The 24,761-nt window shown below is 64.3% G+C and carries 18 protein-coding genes; 5 read left to right on the forward strand and 13 right to left on the reverse strand.

Annotation, left to right across the window (positions count from 1 at the left end):
• Positions 1-5 precede the first annotated feature (5 nt).
• Entirely contained in the window at positions 6-983 is a 978-nt protein-coding gene (locus JQX08_RS14050) for an AAA family ATPase (protein WP_205349022.1), read from the reverse strand.
• A gap of 140 nt (positions 984-1,123) precedes the next feature.
• A complete protein-coding gene (locus JQX08_RS14055) occupies positions 1,124-2,071 on the reverse strand; it encodes a SphA family protein (RefSeq protein WP_239482185.1) in 948 nt (315 codons plus the stop codon).
• A gap of 368 nt (positions 2,072-2,439) precedes the next feature.
• Between JQX08_RS14055 and JQX08_RS14060 the strand changes: the two genes are divergently transcribed.
• Positions 2,440-2,715 carry a DUF3509 domain-containing protein gene (locus JQX08_RS14060; protein WP_205349023.1) on the forward strand — a complete coding sequence of 92 codons (276 nt, stop codon included), beginning with the start codon at positions 2,440-2,442 and terminating at the stop codon, positions 2,713-2,715.
• 177 nt (positions 2,716-2,892) lie between these two features.
• Positions 2,893-4,902: a hybrid sensor histidine kinase/response regulator gene (locus JQX08_RS14065; protein WP_205349024.1), complete on the forward strand. Its 2,010-nt coding sequence runs from the start codon at positions 2,893-2,895 to the stop codon at positions 4,900-4,902.
• A 65-nt stretch (positions 4,903-4,967) separates the two neighbouring features.
• Here JQX08_RS14065 and JQX08_RS14070 read toward each other — a convergent pair whose 3' ends face one another.
• Together JQX08_RS14070 and JQX08_RS14075 are read right to left on the reverse strand one after the other, a co-directional pair.
• On the reverse strand, positions 4,968-6,677 hold the full coding sequence (locus JQX08_RS14070) for an amidase (RefSeq protein WP_205349025.1): 1,710 nt from the start codon (positions 6,675-6,677) through the stop codon (positions 4,968-4,970).
• 333 nt (positions 6,678-7,010) lie between these two features.
• Positions 7,011-7,817, reverse strand: coding sequence for a transporter (locus tag JQX08_RS14075; protein WP_205349026.1), 807 nt, complete (start codon positions 7,815-7,817; stop codon positions 7,011-7,013).
• A gap of 164 nt (positions 7,818-7,981) precedes the next feature.
• On the opposite strand from JQX08_RS14075, the gene JQX08_RS14080 reads away from it, so the two are divergent.
• On the forward strand, positions 7,982-8,149 hold the full coding sequence (locus tag JQX08_RS14080) for a hypothetical protein (RefSeq protein ID WP_205349027.1): 168 nt from the start codon (positions 7,982-7,984) through the stop codon (positions 8,147-8,149).
• Positions 8,150-8,238: 89 nt separating this feature from the next.
• Here JQX08_RS14080 and JQX08_RS14085 read toward each other — a convergent pair whose 3' ends face one another.
• The 5 genes from JQX08_RS14085 to JQX08_RS14105 all read right to left on the reverse strand — a co-directional run bounded on the left by JQX08_RS14085 (position 8,239) and on the right by JQX08_RS14105 (position 17,175).
• The gene (locus JQX08_RS14085; RefSeq protein WP_205349028.1) at positions 8,239-10,851 is read right to left on the reverse strand and encodes an autotransporter outer membrane beta-barrel domain-containing protein; all 2,613 of its coding nucleotides are present in this window, start codon (positions 10,849-10,851) and stop codon (positions 8,239-8,241) included.
• A 427-nt stretch (positions 10,852-11,278) separates the two neighbouring features.
• Positions 11,279-13,192, reverse strand: a complete 1,914-nt coding sequence (locus JQX08_RS14090) for a propionyl-CoA synthetase (protein WP_205349029.1) — start codon at positions 13,190-13,192, stop codon at positions 11,279-11,281.
• A 128-nt stretch (positions 13,193-13,320) separates the two neighbouring features.
• Positions 13,321-14,430, reverse strand: coding sequence for a CaiB/BaiF CoA transferase family protein (locus JQX08_RS14095; RefSeq protein WP_205349030.1), 1,110 nt, complete (start codon positions 14,428-14,430; stop codon positions 13,321-13,323).
• 250 nt (positions 14,431-14,680) lie between these two features.
• Positions 14,681-16,204 (reverse strand): MltF family protein, encoded by a 1,524-nt coding sequence (locus tag JQX08_RS14100; protein WP_205349031.1) that lies wholly within the window; start codon positions 16,202-16,204, stop codon positions 14,681-14,683.
• A 47-nt stretch (positions 16,205-16,251) separates the two neighbouring features.
• Positions 16,252-17,175 carry an autotransporter domain-containing protein gene (locus tag JQX08_RS14105; protein WP_205349032.1) on the reverse strand — a complete coding sequence of 308 codons (924 nt, stop codon included), beginning with the start codon at positions 17,173-17,175 and terminating at the stop codon, positions 16,252-16,254.
• Between the two features lie 333 nt (positions 17,176-17,508).
• Here JQX08_RS14105 and JQX08_RS14110 point away from each other — a divergent pair, with 333 nt between their 5' ends.
• Positions 17,509-19,911, forward strand: a complete 2,403-nt coding sequence (locus JQX08_RS14110; RefSeq protein ID WP_205349033.1) for an arylsulfatase — start codon at positions 17,509-17,511, stop codon at positions 19,909-19,911.
• A 65-nt stretch (positions 19,912-19,976) separates the two neighbouring features.
• Here the strand turns inward: JQX08_RS14110 and JQX08_RS14115 are convergent, their stop codons facing one another.
• A complete protein-coding gene (locus JQX08_RS14115; RefSeq protein ID WP_205349034.1) occupies positions 19,977-20,501 on the reverse strand; it encodes a 2,4'-dihydroxyacetophenone dioxygenase family protein in 525 nt (174 codons plus the stop codon).
• A gap of 189 nt (positions 20,502-20,690) precedes the next feature.
• On the reverse strand, positions 20,691-21,773 hold the full coding sequence (locus JQX08_RS14120) for a zinc-binding dehydrogenase (protein WP_205349035.1): 1,083 nt from the start codon (positions 21,771-21,773) through the stop codon (positions 20,691-20,693).
• 266 nt (positions 21,774-22,039) lie between these two features.
• Between JQX08_RS14120 and JQX08_RS14125 the strand changes: the two genes are divergently transcribed.
• Complete coding sequence (locus tag JQX08_RS14125; protein WP_205349036.1) at positions 22,040-22,810, forward strand: glucose 1-dehydrogenase; 771 nt, start codon at positions 22,040-22,042, stop codon at positions 22,808-22,810.
• A 6-nt stretch (positions 22,811-22,816) separates the two neighbouring features.
• On the opposite strand, the gene JQX08_RS14130 is transcribed toward JQX08_RS14125, so the two are convergent.
• Positions 22,817-23,833, reverse strand: coding sequence for an AraC family transcriptional regulator (locus tag JQX08_RS14130; protein ID WP_205349037.1), 1,017 nt, complete (start codon positions 23,831-23,833; stop codon positions 22,817-22,819).
• Positions 23,834-23,903: 70 nt separating this feature from the next.
• A complete protein-coding gene (locus tag JQX08_RS14135) occupies positions 23,904-24,749 on the reverse strand; it encodes an alpha/beta fold hydrolase (protein WP_205349038.1) in 846 nt (281 codons plus the stop codon).
• Positions 24,750-24,761 lie beyond the last annotated feature (12 nt).

Genomic DNA, 24,761 nt, shown 5'->3' on the forward strand with positions numbered 1-24,761 from the left:
GGCACTCAGGCCGGAATCGCCACCTTGTCGAGCAGACGGTCGAGTACCTGGTCGGCGCTGACGCCATCGGCCACCGCGTCGTAGGACAGCATCAGGCGGTGACGCAGCACCGGATGGACCACTGCGCGCACGTCGTCGGGCGATACAAAGTCGTTACCGGCCAGCCAGGCATGCGCCCGCGACACGCGATCCAGGCTGATGCCACCGCGTGGGCTGGCGCCGACATGGATCCAGCGGCCGAGATCGGCGTCGTAGTCCGCCGGTTGACGGGTGGCGTTGATCAGGTCGATCAGGTAGCGGTCGATGCTCTCGGACACATGCACGGCGCTGACCTCCTGGCGCGCGGCGAAGATCGCGTCCTGGGCCAGGCGCGCGGTCTCCGCCGCCTTGGCGCCGTGGGCGGCCTTTTCCTCTTCGCGCAGCAGACGCAACACCTGGGTTTCATCGGCAGGTTTGGGGTAGCTCAGCAGCACCTTCATCAGGAAACGGTCCATCTGCGCTTCCGGCAGCGGGTAGGTGCCTTCCTGCTCGATGGGGTTCTGCGTGGCCAACACAATGAACAGCTCGGTCATCGGGTGGCTGGTGCCGGCGACGGTGATCTGCCGCTCCTCCATGGCCTCAAGCAGCGCCGCCTGCACCTTGGCTGGCGCGCGGTTGATCTCGTCGGCGAGGATCACGTTGCCGAACAACGGGCCGGGCTGGAACTTGATCTGATTGTGGCCGTCGACCTGCTGGAGGATCTCGGCGCCGGTGATGTCCGAAGGCAGCAGGTCGGGCGTGAACTGGATACGGCTCATCTGCGCGTCGAGGTGACTGGCCAGGGCCTTGACCGTGCGCGTTTTGGCCAGGCCGGGCAGGCTTTCCAGCAGCAGATGACCATTGGCGAGCAGCCCCAATAGCACTTGGCGAATGACGTCGTCCTGCCCGAGCACCGATTGGCTGATGCTGGACTGCAAAGCAAGAATGGTATCGCGGGCACTCATGGCGGTTCCTTGTTCCAAACACAGGGCAACGGGTTAGAGGATAGTGGAAGAAGTCGACTTGGTTGCGGGTGATCACTGGGGAGAATATCGATCGCGGAGCAGGCCGATGGGTTTGCTCCGGGCATTGCGGGACATTGGGTTTACTGGCCGAGCGGGATCGCCAGGGTCAACCAGGCGTTCCAGCCCTCCGCGCGGTTCTTCGCGTCGAACTCGTAGTAGCCCTTGACGTTGGTGTACCAGAGCTCCCTGCCGACCGGGAAGAAATGCCCGATCTGCGGGCCGACCGCGCGCACGCGCGATTTGAAATCGCCAAGCACAGCGCCATCGCCCTCGTCGCCGGTGACCTGCTCATAGAAGTAGCCGACCAGGCCCAGATGGGTCTGATCGGTGACGAAGTGCGAGGCGCTCCAGTCGAGGTGGGCGTCGATGCCGTTCTGGTAGTCGGTGTCGGAGTTTTCCCAGTTATAGGTCAACCCGGCAACCGCCGAGAACTCGTTCTTCTTGTCGAAATAGGTGTAGCCGCCGCCGGCATCCATCGCGGCGTGACCGAGCCCGACGTTGGCCAGCCGGTCCGGGTCATAAGCACCAATCGGCAGGTTGCCCATGAGGTAAGCCATAAAGTTGTGCACGCCGTGATTCCACTTCAGGGTGCCCATCCCGTAGAGATCGCTGGCGCCTTTCAGGCTGTCACTGACGTTGGCGGAAACGGTGCGCCCGCGTGGGCCGGTGAGGGTGGCGTCGGCTTCCACTTCGTAGCGAGCAACCGCAGCGAGCACACCCACCGCGGCCTGTGCGCCCAGCACCGGCTGCTCGAAGGTATAGGTCGGTCCGGCGAACAGCAGGTCGGCCTTGGCATCCACGCCTGCAGACACTCGTCCACGCCCGCCGAGTGGCAATGGCTCGTCCGCGCCCATGTCGGCGCTGGCGTGGTAATAAATGAGGGGCAGGCTCCACCCCGGTGCAGTGGGTACGGCTGCCAATGCGCCGAACTGTCCGGGCAGCCAGAAGCTCACGCCGCCTTCGTCGGCCATTGCTGAGCACAGTGGAACGGCGGCCAACCAGGCCAGATGCATCGCTATGCGTTTCATAGATTCTCCCTTGCGCCGAGGAAGTGCTTTTACTCGATTTCGCAACTGCCTGCATTGGCAGAACGGCCGCTCAGCGAGACGTCTAGCCGTCTGCGTGATGGATCGCCATCGAGGCGTGTGGGACTGAAGGCTAAGCATAGGTCGACGCTGGTTGGGCGGGACCATGAAGGCTCCGCGGTCCTACACGAGCTGCTTGTTCGGTTATTGCAAATTGCACGAACAAATCTCCACCAGTCATGCAGCTTGCCCGAAGCGCAGCGGCGAAATTGCAAGTAAGTCATTGATTTGCAAATGAATAACAAATCTGTCCTAACTGGCACGACAGCTGCTCTGTATTAGCGTTTCCATGCCATCAAGGAGCGAGCACCATGCCACTCAACATCCAGGAAATCATTGCGGCTTTTCCCGAGTTCGACACCACCTGCGAGAAGCGACCGGATGGCTCGCACCTGCTGGTGCTGCGCAAGGACGGTGCGCAAATCAAGCGCGTGCTGCCGTCGCTGTTGATGAGTGCGCCGCTGCGTACCGAATGGGTGGTCAGCGCGATCCGTCGCGACATTCAGCAGGACGCGGGCGTAACGCCGCTGGTGGCCGGATTGCAAAGTCAGTCGCATGGTGCGCTGCCTAGCTACGCGCATTGGTAGGGGTGCCGTATCGCCGGCCCCGTCCACAGAGGAGGGGGCTGAGCGAGAGCTGCAAGGTTTCGCCCTCGAGGTTTCCGGCTCCGTCAAACAAAAGCGCCGGCGGGCTGTCTATCGACTATTCCCTCTATCGAGTTCGCTGACATGAGTGCTCATCGCTTTCCGTATGGCAGCGGGCTCATGAGCGAACAGATTCGCCGCCATGACTGGGCCAGCACACCGCTCGGCCCGCTGGACAGCTGGCCGGCGGCGCTGCGTACCGCCACGCAATTGGTGATCGCCTCGAAGTTCCCCATGTGCCTGGCGTGGGGGCCGCAGTTGGTGACGATCTATAACGACGCCTTCGCGCCGATCCTAGGCAGCAAGCAACACGTTCTCGGACGGTCATTCAATAGCGTCTGGAGCGAGGTGTGGGAGCAAATCGGACCAATCGCGGAAGAGGCGCTGAAGGGCCAGGCGACGTTCATTGAAGACTTGCCATTGCTGATCAATCGCAACGGTCATGTGGAGGAGACGACCTTCACCTTCTGCTACAGCCCGGTGCGCGACGAGGCCGGCCAGGTCGTCGGCATGCTCGACACCGTGGTTGAGACCACCGACAAGCACCGCGTCGAGCGGGAGCTGCGTGATCTGGCCAACTCGCTGGAGCGCCAGGTCGCCGAGCGCACCGCGGATCGCAATCGGCTGTGGCAACTGTCCACCGACATCATGCTGGTCACGCGTCTGGATCACCACATCGTGGCGGCCAACCCGGCCTGGCACGAGGTGCTGGGCTGGTGGCCGTCCGAACTCGGTGAGTTGGATCTGCGCAACCTGATCCATCCCGACGACTTGCCCGCGGTGCTGGAGTCCAGCGTGTCGCTCGAACGTGGCGATCCGCGGCAGGACATCGACTGCCGGATTCGTCACAAGGACGGCAGCTATCGCTGGATCAGCTGGGCGGCGGTGCCCGCCGAAGGCTTCATCTATTCGGTGGGCCGCGATTTCACTGTGGAGAGAGAGCGTTCCGAAGCGTTGCGGCAAGCCGAAGAACTGCTGCGCCACAGCCAGAAAATGGAAGCGGTCGGCCAGCTCACCGGTGGATTGGCGCACGACTTCAACAACCTGCTGAGTGGCATTAGTGGCAGTCTGGAGCTGCTGCGCCTGCGCATCGCCCAAGGGCGTTTCGACGAGCTGGAGCGCTACATCGGCGCGGCGTACGGCGCCGCCTCGCGCGCAGCGATGCTGACCCATCGACTGCTGGCCTTTTCCCGCCGGCAAACCCTGGCGCCCAAACCCACCAACGTTAACCGCCTGATCGAGGGCATGGTCGAGCTAATCCGCCGCACCATGGGGCCGATGATCCAGATCGACATCGACGCTGAACCAGCGTTGTGGACCGCGTTGGTTGACCCCAACCAGCTCGAAAGTGCGCTGCTCAATCTGTGCATCAACGCGCGCGACGCGATGCCCGACGGCGGGCGCTTCACCATCAAGACCAGCAACGACTGGTTTGATGAGCACCTGGCCAGCGAGCGCGGCATGGAGCCCGGCCCGTATCTCACCCTGTGCATCATCGATACCGGCTCGGGGATGTCGCTGGAAACCATTGCCCGCGCCTTCGACCCGTTCTTCACCACCAAGCCGGCCGGGCAGGGTACCGGCCTGGGCCTCTCCATGGTGTACGGCTTTGCCCGCCAATCCGGCGGCCAGGTGCATATCGCGTCCGAGCCGGGTGAGGGCACCACGGTGTGCATTTATCTGCCTCGGCATCTCGGTGAGGAAGAGGCAACGCGCGGCAGCCCTGACCAGGGCAAGGCGCCGAATGCCGAAAACGGCGAGACCATCCTGGTGATCGACGACGAGGAAACCTTGCGCTTGCTGATGGCCGAGGTGCTCGGTGAGCTGGGGTACCGGGTCATGGAAGCGGCGGACGGCGTCGCAGGCTTGGCGATACTGCAGTCGGCAGCCAAGATCGACCTGCTGATCACTGACGTCGGCTTGCCCGGCGGACTCAATGGCCGCCAGGTAGCCGATGCCGCGCGCCAGCAACGCCCAGGCCTGCGCGTGCTTTTCGTGACTGGCTATGCGGAGAGCGTGGTGTTTGGCAACGAACGCCAGGTGGAAGGCATGGAAGTACTCACCAAACCGTTCACCATCGAGGTCCTCGCGGAGCGCGTGCGCCGTCTGCTCAAATCGACGGCAGACTGAAGCTACTTCTTTATTGGTAGGCGAGCGGGGCGGCAGACAGCTGGCCGGCCCCGCCGCTTCGCCAATCAGCCGCGCTGCAGGGGCGGGGTGCGCGGAGGAACCACGCGTTTGCTGCCGGTCGACTCATACGCCGCAGCCAGGCGCAGCAGGGCCGAGTCGTCATAGGCACGGCCGGCGAACGTCAGTCCCACCGGCATGCCGATGTCTGCCATCAGACCCATCGGTACGGTCACCGTGGGCACACCCAGGTGGCGGATCGCGAGATTGCCGTTGGCGACCCACACGCCGTTGCTCCAGGCGATGTCCGCAGACTGCGGATTGACGTCGGCGTCAGCGGGACCGACGTCGGCCACCGTCGGGAAAAGCACCGCGTCGAGGCCCAGTCGATCCATCCACTCTTCGAGGTCGATGCGCCGCGTCTGCTCCAGGCCGCGCAGCCCGTCGGGCAGCGTGGTGATCTGGTCCCATGGAGTAATGCCGCGCTCGGCCATGCGCACGTACTCATCCATGCCAGCGGCCAGATCGCCTTCGCGATTGGGCAGGGTGCCTGGGTCGTGCGGGAAGATCTTCGGCCCGTCGACATCGACCAGACGGTGCAGCTTGGGATCACCGTTGGCCTGCAGGAAATCGTCGAAGGCCCAGGCCGACAAGTCCCACAGTTCGTGATGCAGGAACTCCTTCGACACCAGGCCGCGGGTGAACACCGTGGGCGCACCCGGGCGATCACCCTCGCAGTTCGAGACCAGCGGGAAATCCACCTCGAGCACTTCGGCGCCGGCGGCTTCCAGTGCCTGGCGAGCCGCTTCCCACAGCTTGATCACCGAGGGGCGGGTGTTGATGCGTTGTCCGGTCGGGCCACCTATTCCCGGCAGCTCGCTGGTGCCCGCTTCCGGGTCGGCATTGATGAACATGCGTGGAACGCCGAAACGCTTGCCGGCCAGCGCATTACTTTGCGCGGCAAGCTGCAGATAGGAGGAGGGGCGTACCGCCGCGACACTGGGGATCGGCACCCAAGGCTGCAGCCGCCACAGATCGCCGCGCTTGTCAGGGTCTTCCGCGACCACCACGTCGAGTACTTCGAGGAGATCGGACATGGTTCTGGCATAAGGCACGACCACGTCCATGGTCGGCGTCAGCGGCCAGTTGCCGCGCACCGAAATCACCCCACGCGACGGCGTATAGGCGCACAGACCGTTGTTGGATGCCGGCCCGCGGCCGCTCGACCAGGTCTCCTCGGCCAGGCCGAATGCCGCGAAACTCGCCGCGGTGGCCGTACCTGCACCGTTCGAGGAGCCAGAAGCGAAGGGCGCGGTGAGGTAAGCGGCGTTGTAGGGACTTTCCGCGCGGCCATACACGCCGCGCTGCATGCCACCGTTGGCCATGGGCGGCATATTGGTCTTGCCCAGGCAGATCGCACCCGCGGCGCGCAGGCGTTCGATGGTGAAGGCATCCCGATAGGCAACCAGGTTCGCAAAGGCAGGACTGCCGGAAGCGGCCGTCAGGCCTTTGACCAGGTAGCTGTCCTTGGCCGTGTAGGGAATCCCATCCAGCGGCCCAAGTGTCTCGCCATGCGCGCGGCGGGCGTCGGAAGCCTGGGCTTCCTGGAGCGCATCAGGATTGCGAACGACAACCGCGTTCAGTGCGGTCGGCGTGCCCGGTGGGTCGTAGGCGTCGATCCTGGCGAGATAAGCCTGAACCAACTCAACCGCAGTCGTCCGCCCGGACTCAAGCGCGCTGCGCAGTTCGCTGATGGAAACCTCGGTGACCTCGATCATGGGGAAATCTCAATATGGGTTTGCAAGTCGGTGTTCGTTGCACTGGAGCAGATGGCCGTATTCCTTAGCGTTCCATTTTGCCTCAGGCAGGAAGCAAAGGAATGCAGGTGACGATCCGGCAAACGTTGTCGGCATCGAGTTGAAAGGAGGAGTGAAGAAAGTCGCTTGCAGCCTGAGGCAATTTTAGTCTGGCGAAAGCCGAGGGCTGAATTACGGAGGGCGAACCAAATATACGATTTAACATAATATACATTATGCGAACTTATTGACTGTAGCGTCTGCGGCGAGTATCCCGAGATTAAGCCAGCAATCAGCTCTCTTGCGCGACTGTCGTCACTTGGGAAACAGAAAGACCACAACCATCCGCGCGCCCCAGCCTTCAGGTCCGTTATCCGCATGTTCGGCCCAGTAGCGAACGCCACCACCCACGCTGACCGGTTGCTTACCGAACTTGAGCAATTTGGTGATCTGCGCATTGAGCGGCACGGCCCATTGTTCGGCCTCCCAGTCATAGGTCGCTTCGCTGTTCAGCGTGTAGGTCCAGGCAGTTGGCGTGGTATAGGCCACGAACGGCTGGATGAAGGTCGCGTCGACCGGAGCGCGGTTGCCGTCACCGGCATAGTCCCAGAGGTGATTGGCCAGCGCGCCCAGCGTCCATTCACCTTGCTGCTTGAGCACCACGGCCGTGGGACCGGCAGCCCATTTCTCGGTGCCCAGGCTGTCATCGCTGGCGGTCGGCAACAGAAACGCCGGGCCGACGCCCCAGATGTAGCCGGATTCGCTGGGTGCCTTGGGCGAGAAAAACAGGCTCTGGGTGATGTCGCCGGTGCCGCTGCGATTGCCCTGATTCGGCACCACCTCGTCCTGATGGATCAGCGGAAGAATGGTTCGGCTGATCAGGTTCCAATCCTCGTTCAGGCTGATCGGCACGACCGGCTGGAAGTTCAACTGATAGCGCTTGCCGTGGCCTTGCGGGCCGAGTTTTTCGTCGTAATTCAGCTGAAACGGCACGCTGATCAGCGACGCAACTGGATTGCTGAGCTTCTTTGCCAGTTCGGCGTCATCGGCCATCGCGAGATTGCCGTGGAGGCCAACCGCAAGCAGCAAGCTGCAGGAAAGTGAAATGTTGGGCCTGGGCATGCTGGGCTACCGATGTGAGGATCCCTGCAAGTATCACATCGCTCGTTTTTGCCCTTAGTCGAGTTCGGAGTAAGCCGCTCTGGTGGCCGCGACGAAATACCTAAAACTGTTCGCCCATTTCGAAGCTCTTACCTGCAAGGCATCTCGTCCTTGAGGTAGCAGCCATGAGTCATCTGTCGCACTACGACGTACCACCACCCTACTCTGCCGATTTGTTCGCCAGCGAGCCGGGGCTTCTGCCCGGCGAACCCGCCGAGGACGAAGTTGTGGAGAATTGCGAAGCTACTGAGGAACTGCGCGCCAAACTGGCCATTCGCGACTTGTTCGACTGATACGCCGAAACACCGCTCACTCGATAGTCGAGAGCGGCGTGATGTATACGTGGAGTAACGCCCCGGCGCTGGCCGGGGCGTTGTGTGGCTCAGAAGTTGACCTTCAGGCCGAGGGTGAAGGCTTGGTCGCGGTAGCCGCTGTCGCCGTGCTGGCGGGACACCTCGCCCCACACGTTGAAGCGGCTGTTGACCTTGCTGGTGGCACCGAGTTTGACCTCGATGATGTCCTCGGCACCGTCCATTGCGAAGCGCATGTCACCCATCTGCGTGCCGAAGTCCTTGGAGTTGTGAATCCAGTTGGTCTCCAGGTACGGCTCGACGCCATAGGTGTGGGCGAAGCCTTGCTCGTTGTTGCTGCGCAGCGCGGCGCGCGCACCGAGCCGAGTCATGACGTTGCCGTCACCGTCGCCGGTGACACGCGTGCCGTTGGCTTCGCGGTGGCTATCGGCTTTTACGCCCATGTAGACCACCTGCGCCTGCGGCTGGACGTAGAGGCTGGCGCTTTCACCCTTGCTGGCGAGGAAGGTCTTGCCCGCTTCGACCGACGCGGTGATACCGCGGGAATCGTAGCGCTCCTTGGCCAGCTGCTCGCCGCGCACCTCGTTGTTGAAGTCGTTGTACAGCAGCCAGGTATCGACGTAGGCGCCGTTCTCGTCGTCGCGGTCTTCGTACCAGGTGCCATACAGGCCAAGGCTGTAGCCATCGACCTCGCCTTTGGCGCTGTAGCCGGTGACCCGCGATTGGGTTGTCGAGTTGCCGTTGGCGAAGCCGCCCATCACCCCGAGTACCCAGTCGCCCAGGTCGTTGCTGAAGCGCATCAGGTCGCTGCCAAGTTGCAGCACGTAGCGATTGCTCTCGGTCTTCAGCTGGCCACTGCTGTCATTCCAGCGGCTTTTGCCGTCGACGTGGCGCATCCACAGCATCGAAGTGCTCGCCTCACCCGTGTCCGGATCGACATAGGTCAGGTTGCCGGTGCGGTCATGCAGGCGGTGCAGGAACAGCGTGTTGGCCGCCGCGAGGTTGGCGCTGTAGGCGCCGCCTTCGGGCTGGCGAATGCGTTCTCTGGAACTCGGCGGGGTCGCTGGCGCTGGCGGCAGCGGTTCCGGCTCCGGCGACGGCTCAGGTGTCGAGCCCGGCTCCGGCTTTGGCTCTGGCTCTGGTTCTGGCTCTGGTTCTGGCTCGGGCTCCGGGGGCGTAATCGGCATGTAGGACGTCAGGAACCAGTCCTTGTCCGAGCCGGTGGAGGTGGCGAACGAGCCGCCGCGACGGAGGATGTATTCGTAGCCGCCGGAAGTCACCCGGTCGGACTTGAACTCGCCCTGCGAGACGCCCGCCACCTCGATCAGGCGAATGCCTTCGAAGGTTTCTGCGCCGCTGCCGGTGGTGTTGTTGACCGTAACTCGGGTTTCGCCGCTGGTGTCGCCGCTCACCAGTAGCTTGTCGGTCGCCGAGCTGTCGTCGCCGAGCTGCGTGTTCATGATCAAGCGGCCACCGCCACTGAAGTCGCCGTCGACGGTCAGCGTCTTGTACTGGTAGTCGCCGGGCTCACCCTGACGCTGGAAGGCCAGTACAGCACCGTTGCTCAGGCCGAGGCTGGTCAGGTTGGAGTCGGCGGTCAGGTCCCAGCGGCTGCTGCCGTCGAGGGCCAGGTGGATCTCGCCGGCCGAGGCGGTCTTGGTGGTGCCGTTGAAGTAGGAACCGGCAGCCATCTGCAGGTCGATGACCCCGGCGTTGTCGGCGAGCAGCGCCGCACCCAGGCGCCCGGTTTGGTCGCTGGCGGCGCTGCTGTCGATGTTGTAGACCGAGGCTTGGGTACTGCTGATCCGCGAGTCCGCGCCACTGGCATACAGGGCGCGGTTGCCGTCGGTAACCCTGAGTCGCGTATCGCCGCCCAGATTGACTTGGCTGCCACGCGGGCCGTTGGCGTCGCTCAGGGTCTGCGCATAGATGCCGTAGGCATTGCTCTTCTCGGTGGTGATGCTGGTGTCGCCGAGGTTGATCACCCCGCCACGGTTGGCATACACCGCATGCGCCGAGTTGCCCTTGGTGAGGATGATGCTGCCGTCACCGAGGGTGACTTCGGCGTCGCCCTTGTAGGTGGTGTTGCTGAGGTCGCGGTTACCGGCGTACACCGCATAGCCGGTGCCGTCGAGCCAGTTGCCACCGGAACCGGCGGTGGTGATCTGCGCACGTTCGCCGATCACGATCTCGTTCTTGCCGCCATTTTTCGAGGTGTTGGCACGCACGCCCATTCCACCCGCTTCGGCGCTGATGACCGCGTCGTCACCGACGGTGACCTTGGAGTTGTAGGCGTTCTCGGTGACGTTGATGCCGTCCGCCGAGGAGCCTTTGGTGACGATGGTCAGCGACTCGATGTGGATCTTGCTGGTGCCGTTGTTGGCCTGAATGGCGTCGGCCTTGCTGCCGCTGGTAGTGATCAGCACATTGTTCAGGTTGTAAGTCGAACTGTTGCCGTAGATACCGAAGCCATCCAGCATCGGCGAGGTCGCGCCGGTGGCCGTGGTGTTGATGACGATGTTGTCGTAACCATTGGGGTTGCCGTAATACAGCGGCCCGTCACAGGTCAGGGTGCTGGTGGCGGCGTCGCCCGTGCAGCTGGCGGCTGTGGCCATTTGCGTGGACAACGACAGAGCCGTGGCCAAGGCGACATGAAGCGCCAGGTCGGTCTTCTGGAAACGCATGTTTCACCTCCTTGCGCCGCCGCTTCGCTGAAGGGCGGAGCTGAGCCAACGGGCGTGACGGCACGAGGAGATGAAGCGCGGCAGACGCGGGCTGCCGATGCCGATCCGCAGTCGTTGGACGATGGGGCCTGGGTATGCCAGGCGCGATGAATGCGCAGCTGGGCCGCGCCGCTCCGGAGCCTTCGAGAGGCGACGGGGTGCGGGGCGGATTCTGGGAGGTGACTGCGGGATGGCGCTTGATATAGGTCAGGTGCGGTCTGCGCCGCTCGGCTTAGAACCGAAAATTCCTTCCCTTCTTGATTGAAGGCAGGTGGCGGGGCTTAAGCGCCCCGCCGCTGCTGAGTGGTCGCTAGTTGGTCCGCGCATTCATGCATGCGGAGAATGCCAATCAGGTCAGGACGAGCTGCCTCGCTCGCCCTCTCGGGTCTCAGCCGCGCTCCCGCGGTGGCTGGCTGTAGCAGCCCTCACGCTCGAACAGCTCACGCAGCTCGTCCAGCACCGTCGCGTCCTCGATGGTCGCCGGAATCGGCACCTGCGGAGTCAGTGCCAGCGCACGAATGGTCTTGCGCAGGATCTTGCCCGAGCGGGTCTTCGGCAGGCGTTTGAGCACATGCACGCGGCGCAACGACGCCACCGCACCGACCGCTTCGCGCACGCTCTGCACCAGTTCGGCCTGCAGCGTTTGCGGGTCGATGGCCGCGCCCTGCTTGAGTACCACGAAGCCGACCGGCATCTCGCCCTTGAGCGCATCGTCGAGTCCCACCACAGCACATTCGGCCACCGCCGGATGGGTGCCGAGCACTTCTTCCAGCGCGCCGCTGGACAGCCGATGGCCAGCGACGTTGATGACGTCATCGATGCGGCCCATGACGAACACATAGCCGTCCTGATCGCGGTAACCGCCATCGCCGGACAGGTAGTAGCCCGGAAAGGTCGACAGGTAGCTGTCGACGTAGCGCGCGTCGTCCTGCCACAGGGTCAGCAGCGTGCCCGGCGGCAGCGGCAGCTTGATGACGATGTTGCCGGCTTGCTCGGTGGCGCAGGGCTGGCCCTGGTCGTCGAGGACCTCCAGCTGGAAACCGGGCACCGGCAGCGTGGCCGAGCCGGACCTGGTCGGATAAGCCGTCAGCCCGAGTGGGTTGGCGACGATCGGCCAGCCGGTTTCGGTCTGCCACCAGTGGTCGACAACCGGGCATGGCAGGAAGCTGTGCAGCCATTGATAGGTCGAGGGATCGAGCCGCTCGCCGGCGACGTAAACCGCCTTCAGGCAGGACAGATCATGGGCCGCGGCCAGCTTCAGGTCGGGGTCTTCGCGGCGAATCGCGCGGAACGCGGTGGGGGCGGTGAAGAACACCTTGACCCGGTGCTCGCCGATCACCCGCCAGAACGCGCCGGCGTCCGGCGTGTTGACCGGTTTGCCCTCGTACAGCAGCGTGGTGCAGCCGCGCAGCAACGGTGCGTAGACGATGTAGGAGTGGCCAACCACCCAGCCGATATCGGATGCGGCCCAGAACACCTCCCCCGGCTGCGCGTCGAACACCGCGCTCATGCTGAAGTTCAGCGCCACCGCATGACCGCCGTTGTCACGCACCACACCCTTGGGTTTGCCGGTGGTGCCCGAGGTGTAGAGGATGTACAGCGGATCGGTCGCCGCCACAGCCACCGGCGCCACGCTGGGCGCGGCTTGCATCAGGCTGTCCCAGTCGTGGTCGCGACCGACTTGAAGGTCGGCTTCACACTGCGCGCGCGCCACCAGCACCACCTGTTGTGGCGGTGTCTTGGCCAGGCTCAGCGCCTTGTCCACCAGTGGCTTGTACGGCAGCACGCGGCCGACCTCGATGCCGCAGCTGGCGGTCACCAGCAGCTTGGGCTTGGCATCGTCGATGCGCACGGCCAGCTCGGCGGCGGAGAAACCGCCGAACACCACCGAATGAATGACGCCGAGCCGCGCGCAGGCCAGCATCGCGGTCAGCGCCTGGGGGATCATCGGCATGTAGATGATCACCCGGTCGCCCTGCCCCACGCCCAGCTCGCGCAACATGCCGGCGCAGCGCGCGACCTGCTCCTGCAGTTCGGCGTAACTGATCTTCTGCTGCACGCCGGTCACCGGCGAGTCGTAGATGATGGCGGTCTGTGCGCCACGTCCCTGTTCGACATGCGCGTCGACCGCCAGGTAGCAGGTGTTCAGCTGGCCGTTGGCGAACCAGCGCTGGTGGCCCTGCGCATCGCGCTGGAGGATCGCGGTTGGCGTGCGGTACCAGATCAGTTGCGCGGCCTGCTCGGCCCAGAAACTTTCAGGATCGTTGCAGGCAGCGGCGTAAGCCTGCTCGTAGGGATTCATGCGGATCACTCCTCATCGGAACTGACACAGTCCTGTCGATGAGTTGAGCGTAGCGCTCGGCCGCAGCGCGCACCGCCCGCCGCGTCGCCGGACAGCTGACGCGGATGGGCGGTTAGCGGGCGCCTGGATCAATCGCGCCAGACGGCGCCGTTACCTTCCAGGCCCGCCATCACCTGCTCGGTGTGCGCGCCACGGCTCGGCACCTCGCCCGGAGTGACGCGCTGACCGTCGAAACGCGGTGCGGGAGAAGCCTGCAGCATGCCATCGCGCTCGAAGTACACGCCGCGCTCGACCAGATGCGGGTGCTGCGCCGCTTCACGCTGGCTGAGCACCGGTGCGAAGCACACATCGGTACCTTCCAGCAGTGCGCACCACTCGGAGCGGGTGCGGCTGGCGAACACCTCGGCGAACGCCGCGCGCAGCTCGGGCCAGCGCTTCATGTCCCACTGTTTGGCGAAACGCGGATCGTCCTGCAGCTCGAGTTTCTGCAGCAGCAGTGCGTAGAACTGCGGCTCCATCGAACCCAGCGAGATGTAGTGGTCGTCCGCGCAGCGATAGGTGGCATAGAAATGCGAACCGTCGTGGACGCTTTTGCCGCGTTGCTCGCTGAGCAGACCGCGGCTGGCCAGGGTCAGCATCAGGCCCATGGAGTGCGCCGAGCCGTCGACAATTGCCGCATCAACCACCGTGCCTTTGCCGGTGCTGCGCGCATTGAGAATGCCAGATAGCAGGCCAATGGTCAGGTACAGCGCGCCACCGGCGATGTCGCCGAGCAGGGTGATCGGCGCGGACGGCGCTTCACCGGCGGTGCCGCTGTGGTACATCGCGCCGGACAGCGAGGCGTAGTTGTTGTCGTGGCCGGCGGCGTTGGCCATCGGGCCGTGCTGGCCCCAGCCGGTCATACGGCCGAACACCAGCTTCGGGTTGCGGGCCAGCAGCACGTCCGGGCCCAGGCCGAGGCGCTCCATTACGCCCGGACGCATGCCTTCGATGAGCGCGTCGGCATTCTCGATCAGCTTGAGCACGGTTTCGCGGCCTTCGGGGGTCTTCAGGTCGGCCACCACCGAACGCTTGCCCCGGTTCATCGGGTTCTTCGCCGCATTCGCCGCGCCGGTGATCGAGGTGGATTCGCCACGTTCGACGGCGATGACATCGGCGCCCAGGTCAGCCAGATGCATGGCGCAGAACGGACCGGGGCCGATGCCGCAAATTTCGACGATCTTGATACCAGAAAGCATGGGAGTTCCTTGTTCTTCGTCGGGCCCACTGGGAGACCCGTAGAGCGAGGCCCGCGGGGCGAACGGTCGCCCACGGCAGATTGGCCGCCGACCGGAATCGGCGGCGGGAAAATTGCTGGCAAGCTAGCAGGGCCGCCGCCCGGCAAACTTCCACCCAAATCGGGTGGCGACCGGTGCGACAGCGAAATGGGGGCGCGAAGCTCGGCGCGCCGGCATCCAATCGGCGCGCCTGGTTGGGGCGATCGGCAGCCTAGTTCTGCCCCGCCCCGCTTCCGGCGGCTGCCGACGCCTGCTGACTGGCAGCGCGTTGGCGGTTCTTTTCCTCGGTCAGCTTGTAGGCCACGTAGTACTTGTAGATGTTGCCCACGTAGTCGACCGTCTCGCGCCCGACGATGCGTGCGGCGGAATGCTCGACGTTGTCGAACCAGACGTTCGGGTCCAGCCCGGACTTCTCCGCCAAACGGCGGAATTTGCGCAGATTGCCCGGCCCGGCGTTGTAGGCAGCGAAGGTCATCAGCGTCTTGTTGAGCGGGGTCAGTTCCGGGTCGTTGAGGTACTTGTCGGCGAGCAGGCGCATGTACTTGGTGCCGGCTTCGATGTTGCGGTCGGCGCTCTTGTCGATGCCCTGGATTGCGACGGACTTGTCGGCTGCGGTGCTCGGCAGCAGCTGCATCACCCCGACCGCGCCCCGATGGCTGCGCGCACTCTGATTGAGCTGCGACTCCTGGAAGCCCTGGGCCATGAGCATCAGATGGTCGAAGTTGTAGGTGCCGGCGTGCCGCTCGAACAGCCCGACCATTTCGCGAAACTTCTTCATTTCCGCTTCCGAGGTGGCGTTGAGCACGCGCTTGCTGTTCTTCACGTACTTGTTGCGCAGCGAGTTGCCGAACACCGTGCCGGTCCTGTGCGTCTTGACGAAGGCAGCCAGCTCGGACTTCAGCAGCGGGCTGCTCTTGCGGATCGCCCAGGCGAACTGGGCGCCCTGATGGAGGTAGAACTCGTCATGGATCTTCAGGTCGGTGTACAGCTTGCTCCACGCCTCGGCGATGTAGCGATCGACCACCGTGGTCTCGAGCAACCCGGCGTTGACCATTTCCAGCAGGTCCTCCGACTCGAGGTTCTCGTCCGCCGGTTTCACGTCGATGGGCGCCAGGCCCTTCTCCTTGAAGGTCTTGTTCAGGTTGATCAGATGCTCGAAGTAGCTGCTTGACGCGCGCACCGTGACCTCGCGCCCGGACAGGTCCTCGAGCTTGCTCAGCGGCTTGCTGTGCTTGCCGGTAATCACCGATTCCCTAACGTCATCGGCGAACGGCGCGGCGAAATCCACGGTCTGCTGGCGCCCCTCGGTGACGGTCAGGCCGCCGGCCGCGATGTCGCCCATGCCCTCCAGCAGTTTGGGCAGCAGCTCGTTGCGCGCGACCGGAATGAACATCACCCGCCACTGGAACGACTTGCGTTCGTAGGGATGGTTTTTGTTGAGCCACGCCTCCAGCGCCTTGCCCAGCTCGTAGCTGATGCCCTGCTGACGGCCTTGGTTGACCACGAAGAAGGTGCGGCTGTACGGCACCAGCACGCGTACCAGACGGCGCTCCTTCATGCCGTCGAAATCGCCGATCCAGGCCGGCGGAACAGGCAACACCATGGCGTCGACTTCCGCTTCCTCCTGAGCCGTCAGTTCCGCAGCCGGCAGCGCGGGGTCATCCGCCCAGGCCATGCCGCACAGCGACCACAGCAATACCGCGCACACTCCGGCCACGCTTTTCATACGCTCCATAAGTTTCCCCATACGCCCTAGCCGCAATACCGACGAATACGTCGGCCTCAGAAACTCATCGCCAAGCCCAGCGACATCCCCGACACGTGGTCGCCGACCACATGCCGCAGTACCAGCCGGGTGCGCGTGATAAACACGTCGTAGGCGCTGGAATCGAGCTCGAAGCCCACTCCGAAGGTCGCCAGACGGTCAAAACCGAGCACTCCGCGTTGATCGCCGAGGTACTCCGAAAGAGAAAATTCCAGCACGTAGCGCAACGGCCGCTGCAGCATTACCACCCCGGTCGGCGCCCGCCAGCGCGACCACAGGCTGAGGGTTTCCGCGTCCGCCTGGCCGTCGACGATCTCGTCGCCGCCGACGCTCTGCAGGTGGATGTAGCTGTAGCGCAGTTCAACGTCGATCTCGTGCTCGGGCCGCACCTGTTCCCAATCGAGCATCAGCGAGCCGCCCAGCCCTGCCGCGGTCATGTGGCCGTTGTCGAGAAACTCGATGTCGCGGTCGAGCAAGCGGCTGACCAGGAAGCGCGCCGCGTTGGCATCGCTGGTGATGTAGCCGAGCGCCACGTTGCCGATCGGCCGCAGTACCACCTCGTCGCTCAGCGGGAAGTCCCAACCGACCCCGCCGGTGGCCGACACCGAGGTCCATTTCACCGGTAGCCGGCGCGTCTCGGTGCCTTCGGTGACCACGAAGCGCGGGTCGTAGCGGCTGTAGGCCGCGGCGCCTTCGAGGTACAGGGGAAAGTCCTTGCTCATCGTCGCCCCGCCGCCGAACTGGGTCATCACGATGCTCGGGTTGTCGAGCTCGCTGGCGCTGATCTGCAGCGAACTGGAGGCCAGGTCGGGGAGGATCGAGTAGGACATCAGGGCCAGTACACCATTGGCCTTTTCCTGGATTTTCAGCGGATCGGCGGCCAGGGCCGCATCCGACAGCAAGCTGAGCACCAGCGGTAACGCATAGGTGGTTTTGCGCATGGCCCGCGTACCGGTTGAGGAGTTGATGAGCCCTTATCGGACTACCTGTGCGCTCTCTGGAGGAATGCGGCAGCGAGCGCCAATAGCTTGATTGAAGCGCAGTTTCTAGTTCGTGCACGGCACTGGGCGGCAGTCTTGAATGGCCAAAGGCCGCGCTGCTGCGCCGGAGTAGCGCCTTTGGCGCTGCCAGTAGCCAGCCGCCCAGCGGCAATGTGCGGCGAAGTTCCTTAACTAAGCTGAATTTTTCGGGATGCCCTGCGCATCGCCTCGCTTCTGGCGGAGGAACAGAGAATGGCCCACTTGGAATGCACGACTCGCAACAGGGTTCAGCGCTTGTCGGCTGTAATCGGCTTCATGGGATTGCTCGGCGGGTTCGGTGCGGTGAGCAGTGCAAGCGCCGAGGATTGGCCCGACCGGCGCCATCTGCCGATCGAGCCTTACCAGCAGGTGGGCAAGCTCTCTTCCTCAGTCGGCGCTTCGGACAAGATCGACTGGCCCAAGGAAATCCAGGCGCCCGACGGTGCACCCAACGTCCTGGTGGTGCTGATGGATGACGTCGGCTTCGGCGCCACGGAGTCCTTTGGCGGAGCGATTCCGACGCCCGCCCTGGACCGCATCGCCAAGGCCGGGGTGCGCTTCAACAGCTTCCACACGGCGGCAGTCTGCTCCCCTTCACGTGCAGCGCTGATTACCGGGCGCAATCACCATGTGGCGTCCACCGGCATCATCATGGAGTTCTCCACGCCCTTCCCCGGTTACCACAGCCTGGTATCGCGGAGCGTCGGCACCATTGGCGAGATTCTCACCGACAACGGCTACGGGACGTCCTGGTTCGGCAAGAACCACAACGTGCCCGATTGGCAGAACTCGCCCGCCGGGCCGTACAACCTGTGGCCGACCGGCCTGGGCTTCCAGTACTTCTATGGTTTCCTCGGCGCTGACGCCCACCAGTTCCGCCCCGCGGTGTACGAGAACATCACCCCGATTGATCCTTACCTGGGCCACGAAGACACCTACCACTTCGATGCGGACATGGCCGACCACGCCATCCGCTGGATGCATACACAGAAGTCGGTTTGGCCGAGCAAGCCGTTCTTCGCCTATTACTCGCCGGGTACAGCGCACGCTCCGCACCATGCGCCGAAGGAATGGGTCGACAAGTTCAAGGGCAAGTTCGACATGGGCTGGGACAAGCTGCGCGAAGCGACCTTCGAGCGGCAAAAGCAGCTAGGCATCATTCCCAAGGACGCCGTGCTCAACCCGACGCCTGAGGGATACAAACGCTGGGCTGACCTGACGCCGGAAATGCAGCGCGTCACCGCCCGCGAGATGGAGGTGTATGCCGGGGCGCTGGCGCATGCCGACTATCAAGTCGGCCGGGTGCTGGACGCCATCGAGCAGATGGGCGAAGCCAACAACACCCTGGTGATCTACATCATGGGCGACAACGGTTCCAGCGCCGAGGACCCGAGTGGTATCGGCATGACCAGCGAGTTGGCGACCCTTGGCAATGGCATCCAGGATCGTCCCGAATACATGCTCGAGAACATCGATAAGTTCGGCACCATGTGGTTCCAGAACCACTATTCGCATGGCTGGGCGCATGCCATGAACACGCCGTTCCAGTGGGACAAGAAGATCGCTTCGCACTTGGGCGGCAGCCGCACCGGCATGGCCGTTTCCTGGCCCGGCCACGTCAAGGACCCTGGCAGCATCCGCAGCCAGTTCACCCATATCACCGACATCGTGCCGACCATCCTCGAGGCCACCAACATCCCAGCGCCGGAAACCATCAACGGCTTCAAACAGGTACCGATGAATGGCGTGAGTCTGCTCTATGCGCTGAACGATCCAAACGCCAAGGAGCGGCATGACACGCAGTACTTCGAGGTCATCGCCAACCAGGCCATCTACCACGACGGCTGGATCGCCAACACTACGCCCAAGCGGCTGCCGTGGCAGGGCCGCGGCGAGAGCAACCCCGATCCGTTCAACGACTACCAATGGGAGTTGTACAACCTGCGGGAAGACTTCACCCAGTCGAAGAACCTGGCCGCCGAGAATCCGCAGAAACTCGCCGAAATGCGCAAGCTGTTTGCTTCGGAAGCCGAGAAGAACAAGGTCTTCCCGTTGGATGACCGCTACATCGAGCGTGTCGACCCGCAGAATCGCCCACAGCCCAACAAGGGGCGTACCCAGTTCGTCTATTTCGACCACACCACGCGCATCACCGAGTCGATGGCCGCGGACATGAAGAATAAATCCTTCAGCATTACCGCAGACGTGAGCGTGCCCCAGGGTGGCGGCAACGGGATCATCATGACCCAGGGCGGCTGGTTTGGTGGCAATGCGCTGATGCTGCTGGATGGCAAGCTCACCTATGCCTACGCGTTGTCGCACTACCCGGAACACAAGTACCGCGTGCAGGCGCCGGACAAGCTGGCGGCCGGCAAGCACAAGATCGTCCTCGACTTCGCCTATGACGGTGGCGGCGTTGGTAAGGGCGGTGTAGCGACCCTGACCGTGGATGGCAAGAAGGCGGCCGAAGGCCGCATCGAACGCACCATTCCGACTCGCGTCTCGCTGGACGAGACGCTGGACATCGGTGAGGACTCCGGCACTCCGATCGTGCAGGACTACACGGTGCCGTTCCGCTTCACTGGCGAAATCGAAAAGGTAGTCATCGATCTCAAGGAGGCACCCGCTGCGGTCGCCGCCTTGCAAGAAATCGACTGATGCGCGAAAGCGCGCGAGGCCGCTGACGGAAAGCTCCGCCCTGCCCTCGCGCGCTGTCGAGGCGCTTACTTGTTGCGCTTGGCCTGGGTGTAGGTCGGGATCGGCGTATGGATGTAGCGCACGTCCTGGGCCCCTTCCTGCTTGTCGATGGCTTCATCGACCCAGCTCTTGATCAGCGAGGCATCCATCATGTTGAGGTACTCGCCCTCGGCGCTGAAGTTCACGTTGGCGCCGGAGACGATCATGAAGGTGTCGGTGTCTTCGGTGTTGTCCGCCGGGGTGTTCAGCTGGTGCACCGAGCCGCCTGGCTCGTACAGGTAGCAACCGGCGGTCTGCTTCTGGTCCGGGTACTCGCTGTAGTACCAGCAGCCGGACATTGTGTAGAAGTGCACGGTGCCGGTGTGGAAGTGCAGCGGCAGGGTCACGCCCGGAGCGAACTTGACGCGCAGCACCCAGACGCCGTTGTAGGGGTCGAGAAACAGCGGCGCGACGTTGATGCCGGGGTGCAGCAAACCCTTGAGGAAGGGGTTCGCGTTGGTGCTGATGGTCAGCAGTTCGTCCTGGTGGGTGAAAGCATCAGGCAGGGCCATTTCGGTTTCCTCGTGAGTGTCTGAACGACAGGCGCAGCGTCGGCTGCTGTTGTTGTAGGGCGAAGCGAATTCGGGATCGATTCTCGGAGTAAATCCGCCGGGAAAATTGGCATTAGCTGACAGCGATTTGTCATTTCCTTCCACGGCGCCCTGCCCGCCCTCTCCAAGGCGCGCAGGGTGTTGTGCGGCTCAGGCGCCGGGGCGAATCAGGATCTTGATCTGGTCCTGCGGCTTGGCCAGTTGCTCGAAGGCCTCGCCGATCTGCGCCAACGGCAGGTTGGCGGTGATCATCGCGCCGACGTCGAGCTCGCCTTCGGCCAGGTGGCGCAGCGTCTGGGCGAACTCCTGCGGGCTGTAGAAGCTCGCGAAGCCGACGTTGAGCTCCTTGAGGATCGGCGACGCCGGCTCGATGCGGTCCGGCTCCATGCACAGGCCGACCACCATGATGCGTGCGCCGTAGGGCGCGCCGGTCATCACTTCCTGGATCATGCCGGGCACGCCGACGCACTCGAAGATCACCGAGGGGCGGCGACCGGCGCCGCCGAGCAGCGGCGAGATGGCGCCGAACAGCGTGCTGTCGTCGGTGCGCGCGGCCTCCTCCCAGGTTTGGTACGGCGACTGCTCGCGCGGGTCGACGACCAGGTCGGCACCCAGCTGGCGTGCCTGTTCGCGGCGTGCGGCGGAGAAGTCGGCGGCGACGATCGGCTGCAGGCCACGCATCTTCAATACCGCGATGATCGCCAGGCCGATTGGCCCGCAACCGATAACCAGCGGCACGTCGCGCACCGACACATTGGCCTGGTTGACGGCGTGCAGGGCCACCGCCATCGGCTCGGTCAGAGCGGCCAGCTCGTTGCTCAGGCCGTTGGGCACCACGAAGGACAGGCGGTTGTCCACGGTCAGGCGCTCGGCGAAGCCGCCCGGTACGTGCGCCGGGCCGGTGCCGACGAAGGCCAGGCCGCTGTCGCGCAGCAGAAACGGCAGCGCCACGATGCGATCGCCGGTCTTGAAGCTGGGGTCGCCTTTCACCGGCTCCAGCACTTCGGCGCAGAACTCGTGGCCGAGGGAGATGGGCTGCTGCGGATCGAGCAGCGCCATGCCCACGGCGCGCTGCGCGGTGTCGGCCATTTCCTGGGCGAAATGTGCGCAGTGCAGGTCGCTGCCGCAGATGCCGCACACCAGCGAGCGCACCAGCAGTTCGTTGGCGGCCGGAACCGGCTCGGGGATATCGGCGACGCTGACTTTCTTGTCGATGACCATTGCAGCTTTCATGGGATTCCTCAGGCGGGGTGGCTCGGACGGTCGCTGCCGGCGGCTCAGGCGACGGCGTGCTGGCGATAGTGAGCCGCCGCGCGCACACGGAATTGGCTTTTGCGCCCACCGCTTTGGCATTTGCTGACAAACCGCCCCGCGCCCGGAGCTGGCAGCGAATGACAAAAAAACGGTCGCAAATGCCAAGCACGCCGCTGGCGGCAGTTGCAGGATTCGTCGGGACATCAGCCGTCGCCTAACGCACGGCAATCCAGGAGAGCGAAACAATGCGTCTGCAGAACAAGATCGCGCTGGTCACCGGTGGTGCTTCCGGCATGGGCCTGGCCTTCACCCGCCGCCTCGCGGTGGAAGGCGCCAAGGTCTACTTCACCGACATCAACGAAGCAGGCGGCCGGCAAGCCGAGACCGAGCTGCGCGGCCACAACCTCGACGTCGAGTTCGCGGTGCACGACGTGACCCGCGAAGCGGACTGGCAGCGGGTAATCGAGCTCGTGCGCAGCCGCGAAGGCCGCCTGGACATCCTGGTCAACAACGCCGGCATCGTGCTGCCTGGCGACATCGAGCAATGCTCGCTGGCCAGCTTCGACCGCACCCTGGACGTCAACCTGCGCAGCGTGTTCCTCGGCTGCCAGACCGCGCTGCCGCTGATGAAGGCCAACGGCGGCTCGATCATCAACATGTCGTCGATCACCGCCCTGTGCGGCGAGCCCATGGCCCTGGCCTACAGCGCCTCGAAAGCCGGCGTGCGCTTCCTGTCCAAGTCGGTGGCCCTGCACTGTGCGGCCAAGGGCTACCCGATCCGCGTCAACAGCCTGCATCCGGGCTACATCGAAACGCCGCTGGTGGCTGGCGCCATGCAGCACGTTGGTGAAGCTGATGCGCTGGAGTTCCAGAGCCGCCTGATGCAGGAAATCCCCTTCAAACGCCTGGGCACGGCTGATGAAGTGGCGGGTGCGGTGGTGTACCTGGCCAGCGACGATGCGCGCTACGTGACCGGCACCGAACTGGTGGTGGACGGCGGCTACGCCTGTCACTGAAGCCCTTCAGCCACCCTCCTTCGCCAACTGCTTGCGCCGCGCCCGTGGCGACACCGCGTGCCAGCGCTTGCAGGCGCGATTGAACGAGCTCTGCTCGCCATAACCCAACAACCCGGCGACCTGCGCCATCGGCATCTTGGCCTCGACCAGATAACGATCGGCCAGTTCGCGCCGGGTGTTGTCGACCAGGTCCTCGAACAGCAGGCCCTGCTCGCCCAGGCGCCGCTGCAGCGCGCGTTCGTGAACGCCGAGGCGCTCGGCAATCAGCGGCAGCGTGCAGCGCTGGGTCGGCAGCAGACGCATGATCAGTTGCTCGACCTGGTTGCAGAAATCCAGCGGATTGCCGGCACTGGCGCTGCTGACGAAGTCCACCAGCGCGTCATGCAGTTGCACGTTCTGCTGGTCGATGAGTTTGCTCAGGTGCTCAGGGCGCAAGACCAGCGCGTTGCAGGCCTGGCCGAAATGCGCCGGCGCGCCGAAGAAGCGCTGATAGCGTGTCTGCGCCAGTGGCGAAGTGTTGCGAAATAGCACGGCGTCGGGGCGGAAACCGCTGCCGTAGAGCATCTGCAGAGTCTTGTGGGTGACCCCCAGGGACAGCTCCATGATCTGCCGCTGGCGGTGTACCGCCGGCAGACGAATCTCCAGGCGCAGGTGCGGATGCGCCGGATCGCTCTGGCTGTCCAGTTCCAGAAGGATTCCCGGACTGTAGACGTGCAGGTACTTGGCGGTCTCCTGCAGGGCGTCGCCGACGCTGCGCGAGTTCTGCGCGATCACCGCCAGCGGGCCGAGGATCATCATGTTCTGCCGCGCCGCCAGCTGCAGGCCGAAATCCGCGCAATTGAGCTGTTCGGCGGAACTCTCCAGCAGACTGATCAGCGCCCGGTAGGGAATCACCGCCGAGTGGCTATCCACCGAACGCGGATCGATGTTGAAGCGGCGCAGCAGTTCATCCGGATCGCCGCCCAGCTCGCGAACCAGTTGCGCATAGCCGGTGAGCGAGGTGGCTTTGATCAGGGCAGTCATCGGCTTCCCAGGCGAAAGGGGGTGAAGGCGCATCCGCTAGCCAGAATAGCCGGCGGCCGTGTCGCGTCGCTCAGCGCCCCGGGTGTTGGCGGAACCAGTCGATGGCCAGCTCGGCCAGGCGCTGCGGTTGCTCCAGCTGCACCCAATGACCGCACGCCTCGATGCGCTGGTAGGCCCAGGGCGCATCGACATAGCGCTGCGAATCGCGCATCTGGCCTTCGGCCAAGTAGGCGTCCTCGCTGCTCCAGATACCCAAGGTCGGCCGCTGGCAGCGCGGCCAGCGGCGGAATAGGATCGGCAGCAGGTTGGCGCGGTACCAGTTCAATGCGGCGGTTAGCCGCCCCGGGCGCTGCATCTGCGCGACCACTTCCTGCGCGTCGCGGCCACCGCCCAGCCAGCGTTGCATCCCGCCGGCGCGCAGCAAGTAGCTCTCAGCCACCCTGCGCAGCTGAAACCACAGCACATACAGCCCCTTGCCCAGCTTCTGCTCCAGCCCTGCGCGCCCGTAACTCTGCGGGTGGCCGACGGAGATCGTCACCAGCGCCCGGACCCGTGCAGGATGGGCCAGGGCTACGCCCCAGGCGACCATCGAGCCCCAGTCGTGGCCCATGACATGCACCGGCTCGTGGATACCCAGGGCATCGAGCAGCGCCGGCACGTCGTCGACGAGTTCCTGCATTCGGTAGCTGGCGGTGCCCGCCGGCGCATCGCTGCCGGCAAAACCGCGCTGGTCGAAGGCGACCACTCGGTAGCCGGCGTCACGCAGGACGGGCGCCACCTGGGCCCAGGTTTCCAGCGAATCCGGGAAGCCGTGGAGCAGGAGCACCGGCGTGCCCTGCCCTTGCTCGAAGACCCGAAACCGCAGGCCGCGAGCCTGAACGTGGCGCACGGCCGATACGTCTAGCGCTGCAGTCATCGCAATCAACTC

It is taken from the genome of Zestomonas insulae, from assembly GCF_016901015.1.
Classification (GTDB): Bacteria; Pseudomonadota; Gammaproteobacteria; order Pseudomonadales; family Pseudomonadaceae; genus Aquipseudomonas; species Aquipseudomonas insulae.

Coding starts and splice junctions, on each gene's coding strand:
- JQX08_RS14050 (WP_205349022.1), bottom strand. CDS start 983: ATGAGTGCCCGCGATACCATTCTTGCTTTGCAGTCCAGCATCAGCCAA.
- JQX08_RS14055 (WP_239482185.1), bottom strand. CDS start 2,071: ATGAAACGCATAGCGATGCATCTGGCCTGGTTGGCCGCCGTTCCACTG.
- JQX08_RS14060 (WP_205349023.1), top strand. CDS start 2,440: ATGCCACTCAACATCCAGGAAATCATTGCGGCTTTTCCCGAGTTCGAC.
- JQX08_RS14065 (WP_205349024.1), top strand. CDS start 2,893: ATGAGCGAACAGATTCGCCGCCATGACTGGGCCAGCACACCGCTCGGC.
- JQX08_RS14070 (WP_205349025.1), bottom strand. CDS start 6,677: ATGATCGAGGTCACCGAGGTTTCCATCAGCGAACTGCGCAGCGCGCTT.
- JQX08_RS14075 (WP_205349026.1), bottom strand. CDS start 7,817: ATGCCCAGGCCCAACATTTCACTTTCCTGCAGCTTGCTGCTTGCGGTT.
- JQX08_RS14080 (WP_205349027.1), top strand. CDS start 7,982: ATGAGTCATCTGTCGCACTACGACGTACCACCACCCTACTCTGCCGAT.
- JQX08_RS14085 (WP_205349028.1), bottom strand. CDS start 10,851: ATGCGTTTCCAGAAGACCGACCTGGCGCTTCATGTCGCCTTGGCCACG.
- JQX08_RS14090 (WP_205349029.1), bottom strand. CDS start 13,192: ATGAATCCCTACGAGCAGGCTTACGCCGCTGCCTGCAACGATCCTGAA.
- JQX08_RS14095 (WP_205349030.1), bottom strand. CDS start 14,430: ATGCTTTCTGGTATCAAGATCGTCGAAATTTGCGGCATCGGCCCCGGT.
- JQX08_RS14100 (WP_205349031.1), bottom strand. CDS start 16,204: ATGGAGCGTATGAAAAGCGTGGCCGGAGTGTGCGCGGTATTGCTGTGG.
- JQX08_RS14105 (WP_205349032.1), bottom strand. CDS start 17,175: ATGCGCAAAACCACCTATGCGTTACCGCTGGTGCTCAGCTTGCTGTCG.
- JQX08_RS14115 (WP_205349034.1), bottom strand. CDS start 20,501: ATGGCCCTGCCTGATGCTTTCACCCACCAGGACGAACTGCTGACCATC.
- JQX08_RS14120 (WP_205349035.1), bottom strand. CDS start 21,773: ATGAAAGCTGCAATGGTCATCGACAAGAAAGTCAGCGTCGCCGATATC.
- JQX08_RS14125 (WP_205349036.1), top strand. CDS start 22,040: ATGCGTCTGCAGAACAAGATCGCGCTGGTCACCGGTGGTGCTTCCGGC.
- JQX08_RS14130 (WP_205349037.1), bottom strand. CDS start 23,833: ATGACTGCCCTGATCAAAGCCACCTCGCTCACCGGCTATGCGCAACTG.
- JQX08_RS14135 (WP_205349038.1), bottom strand. CDS start 24,749: ATGACTGCAGCGCTAGACGTATCGGCCGTGCGCCACGTTCAGGCTCGC.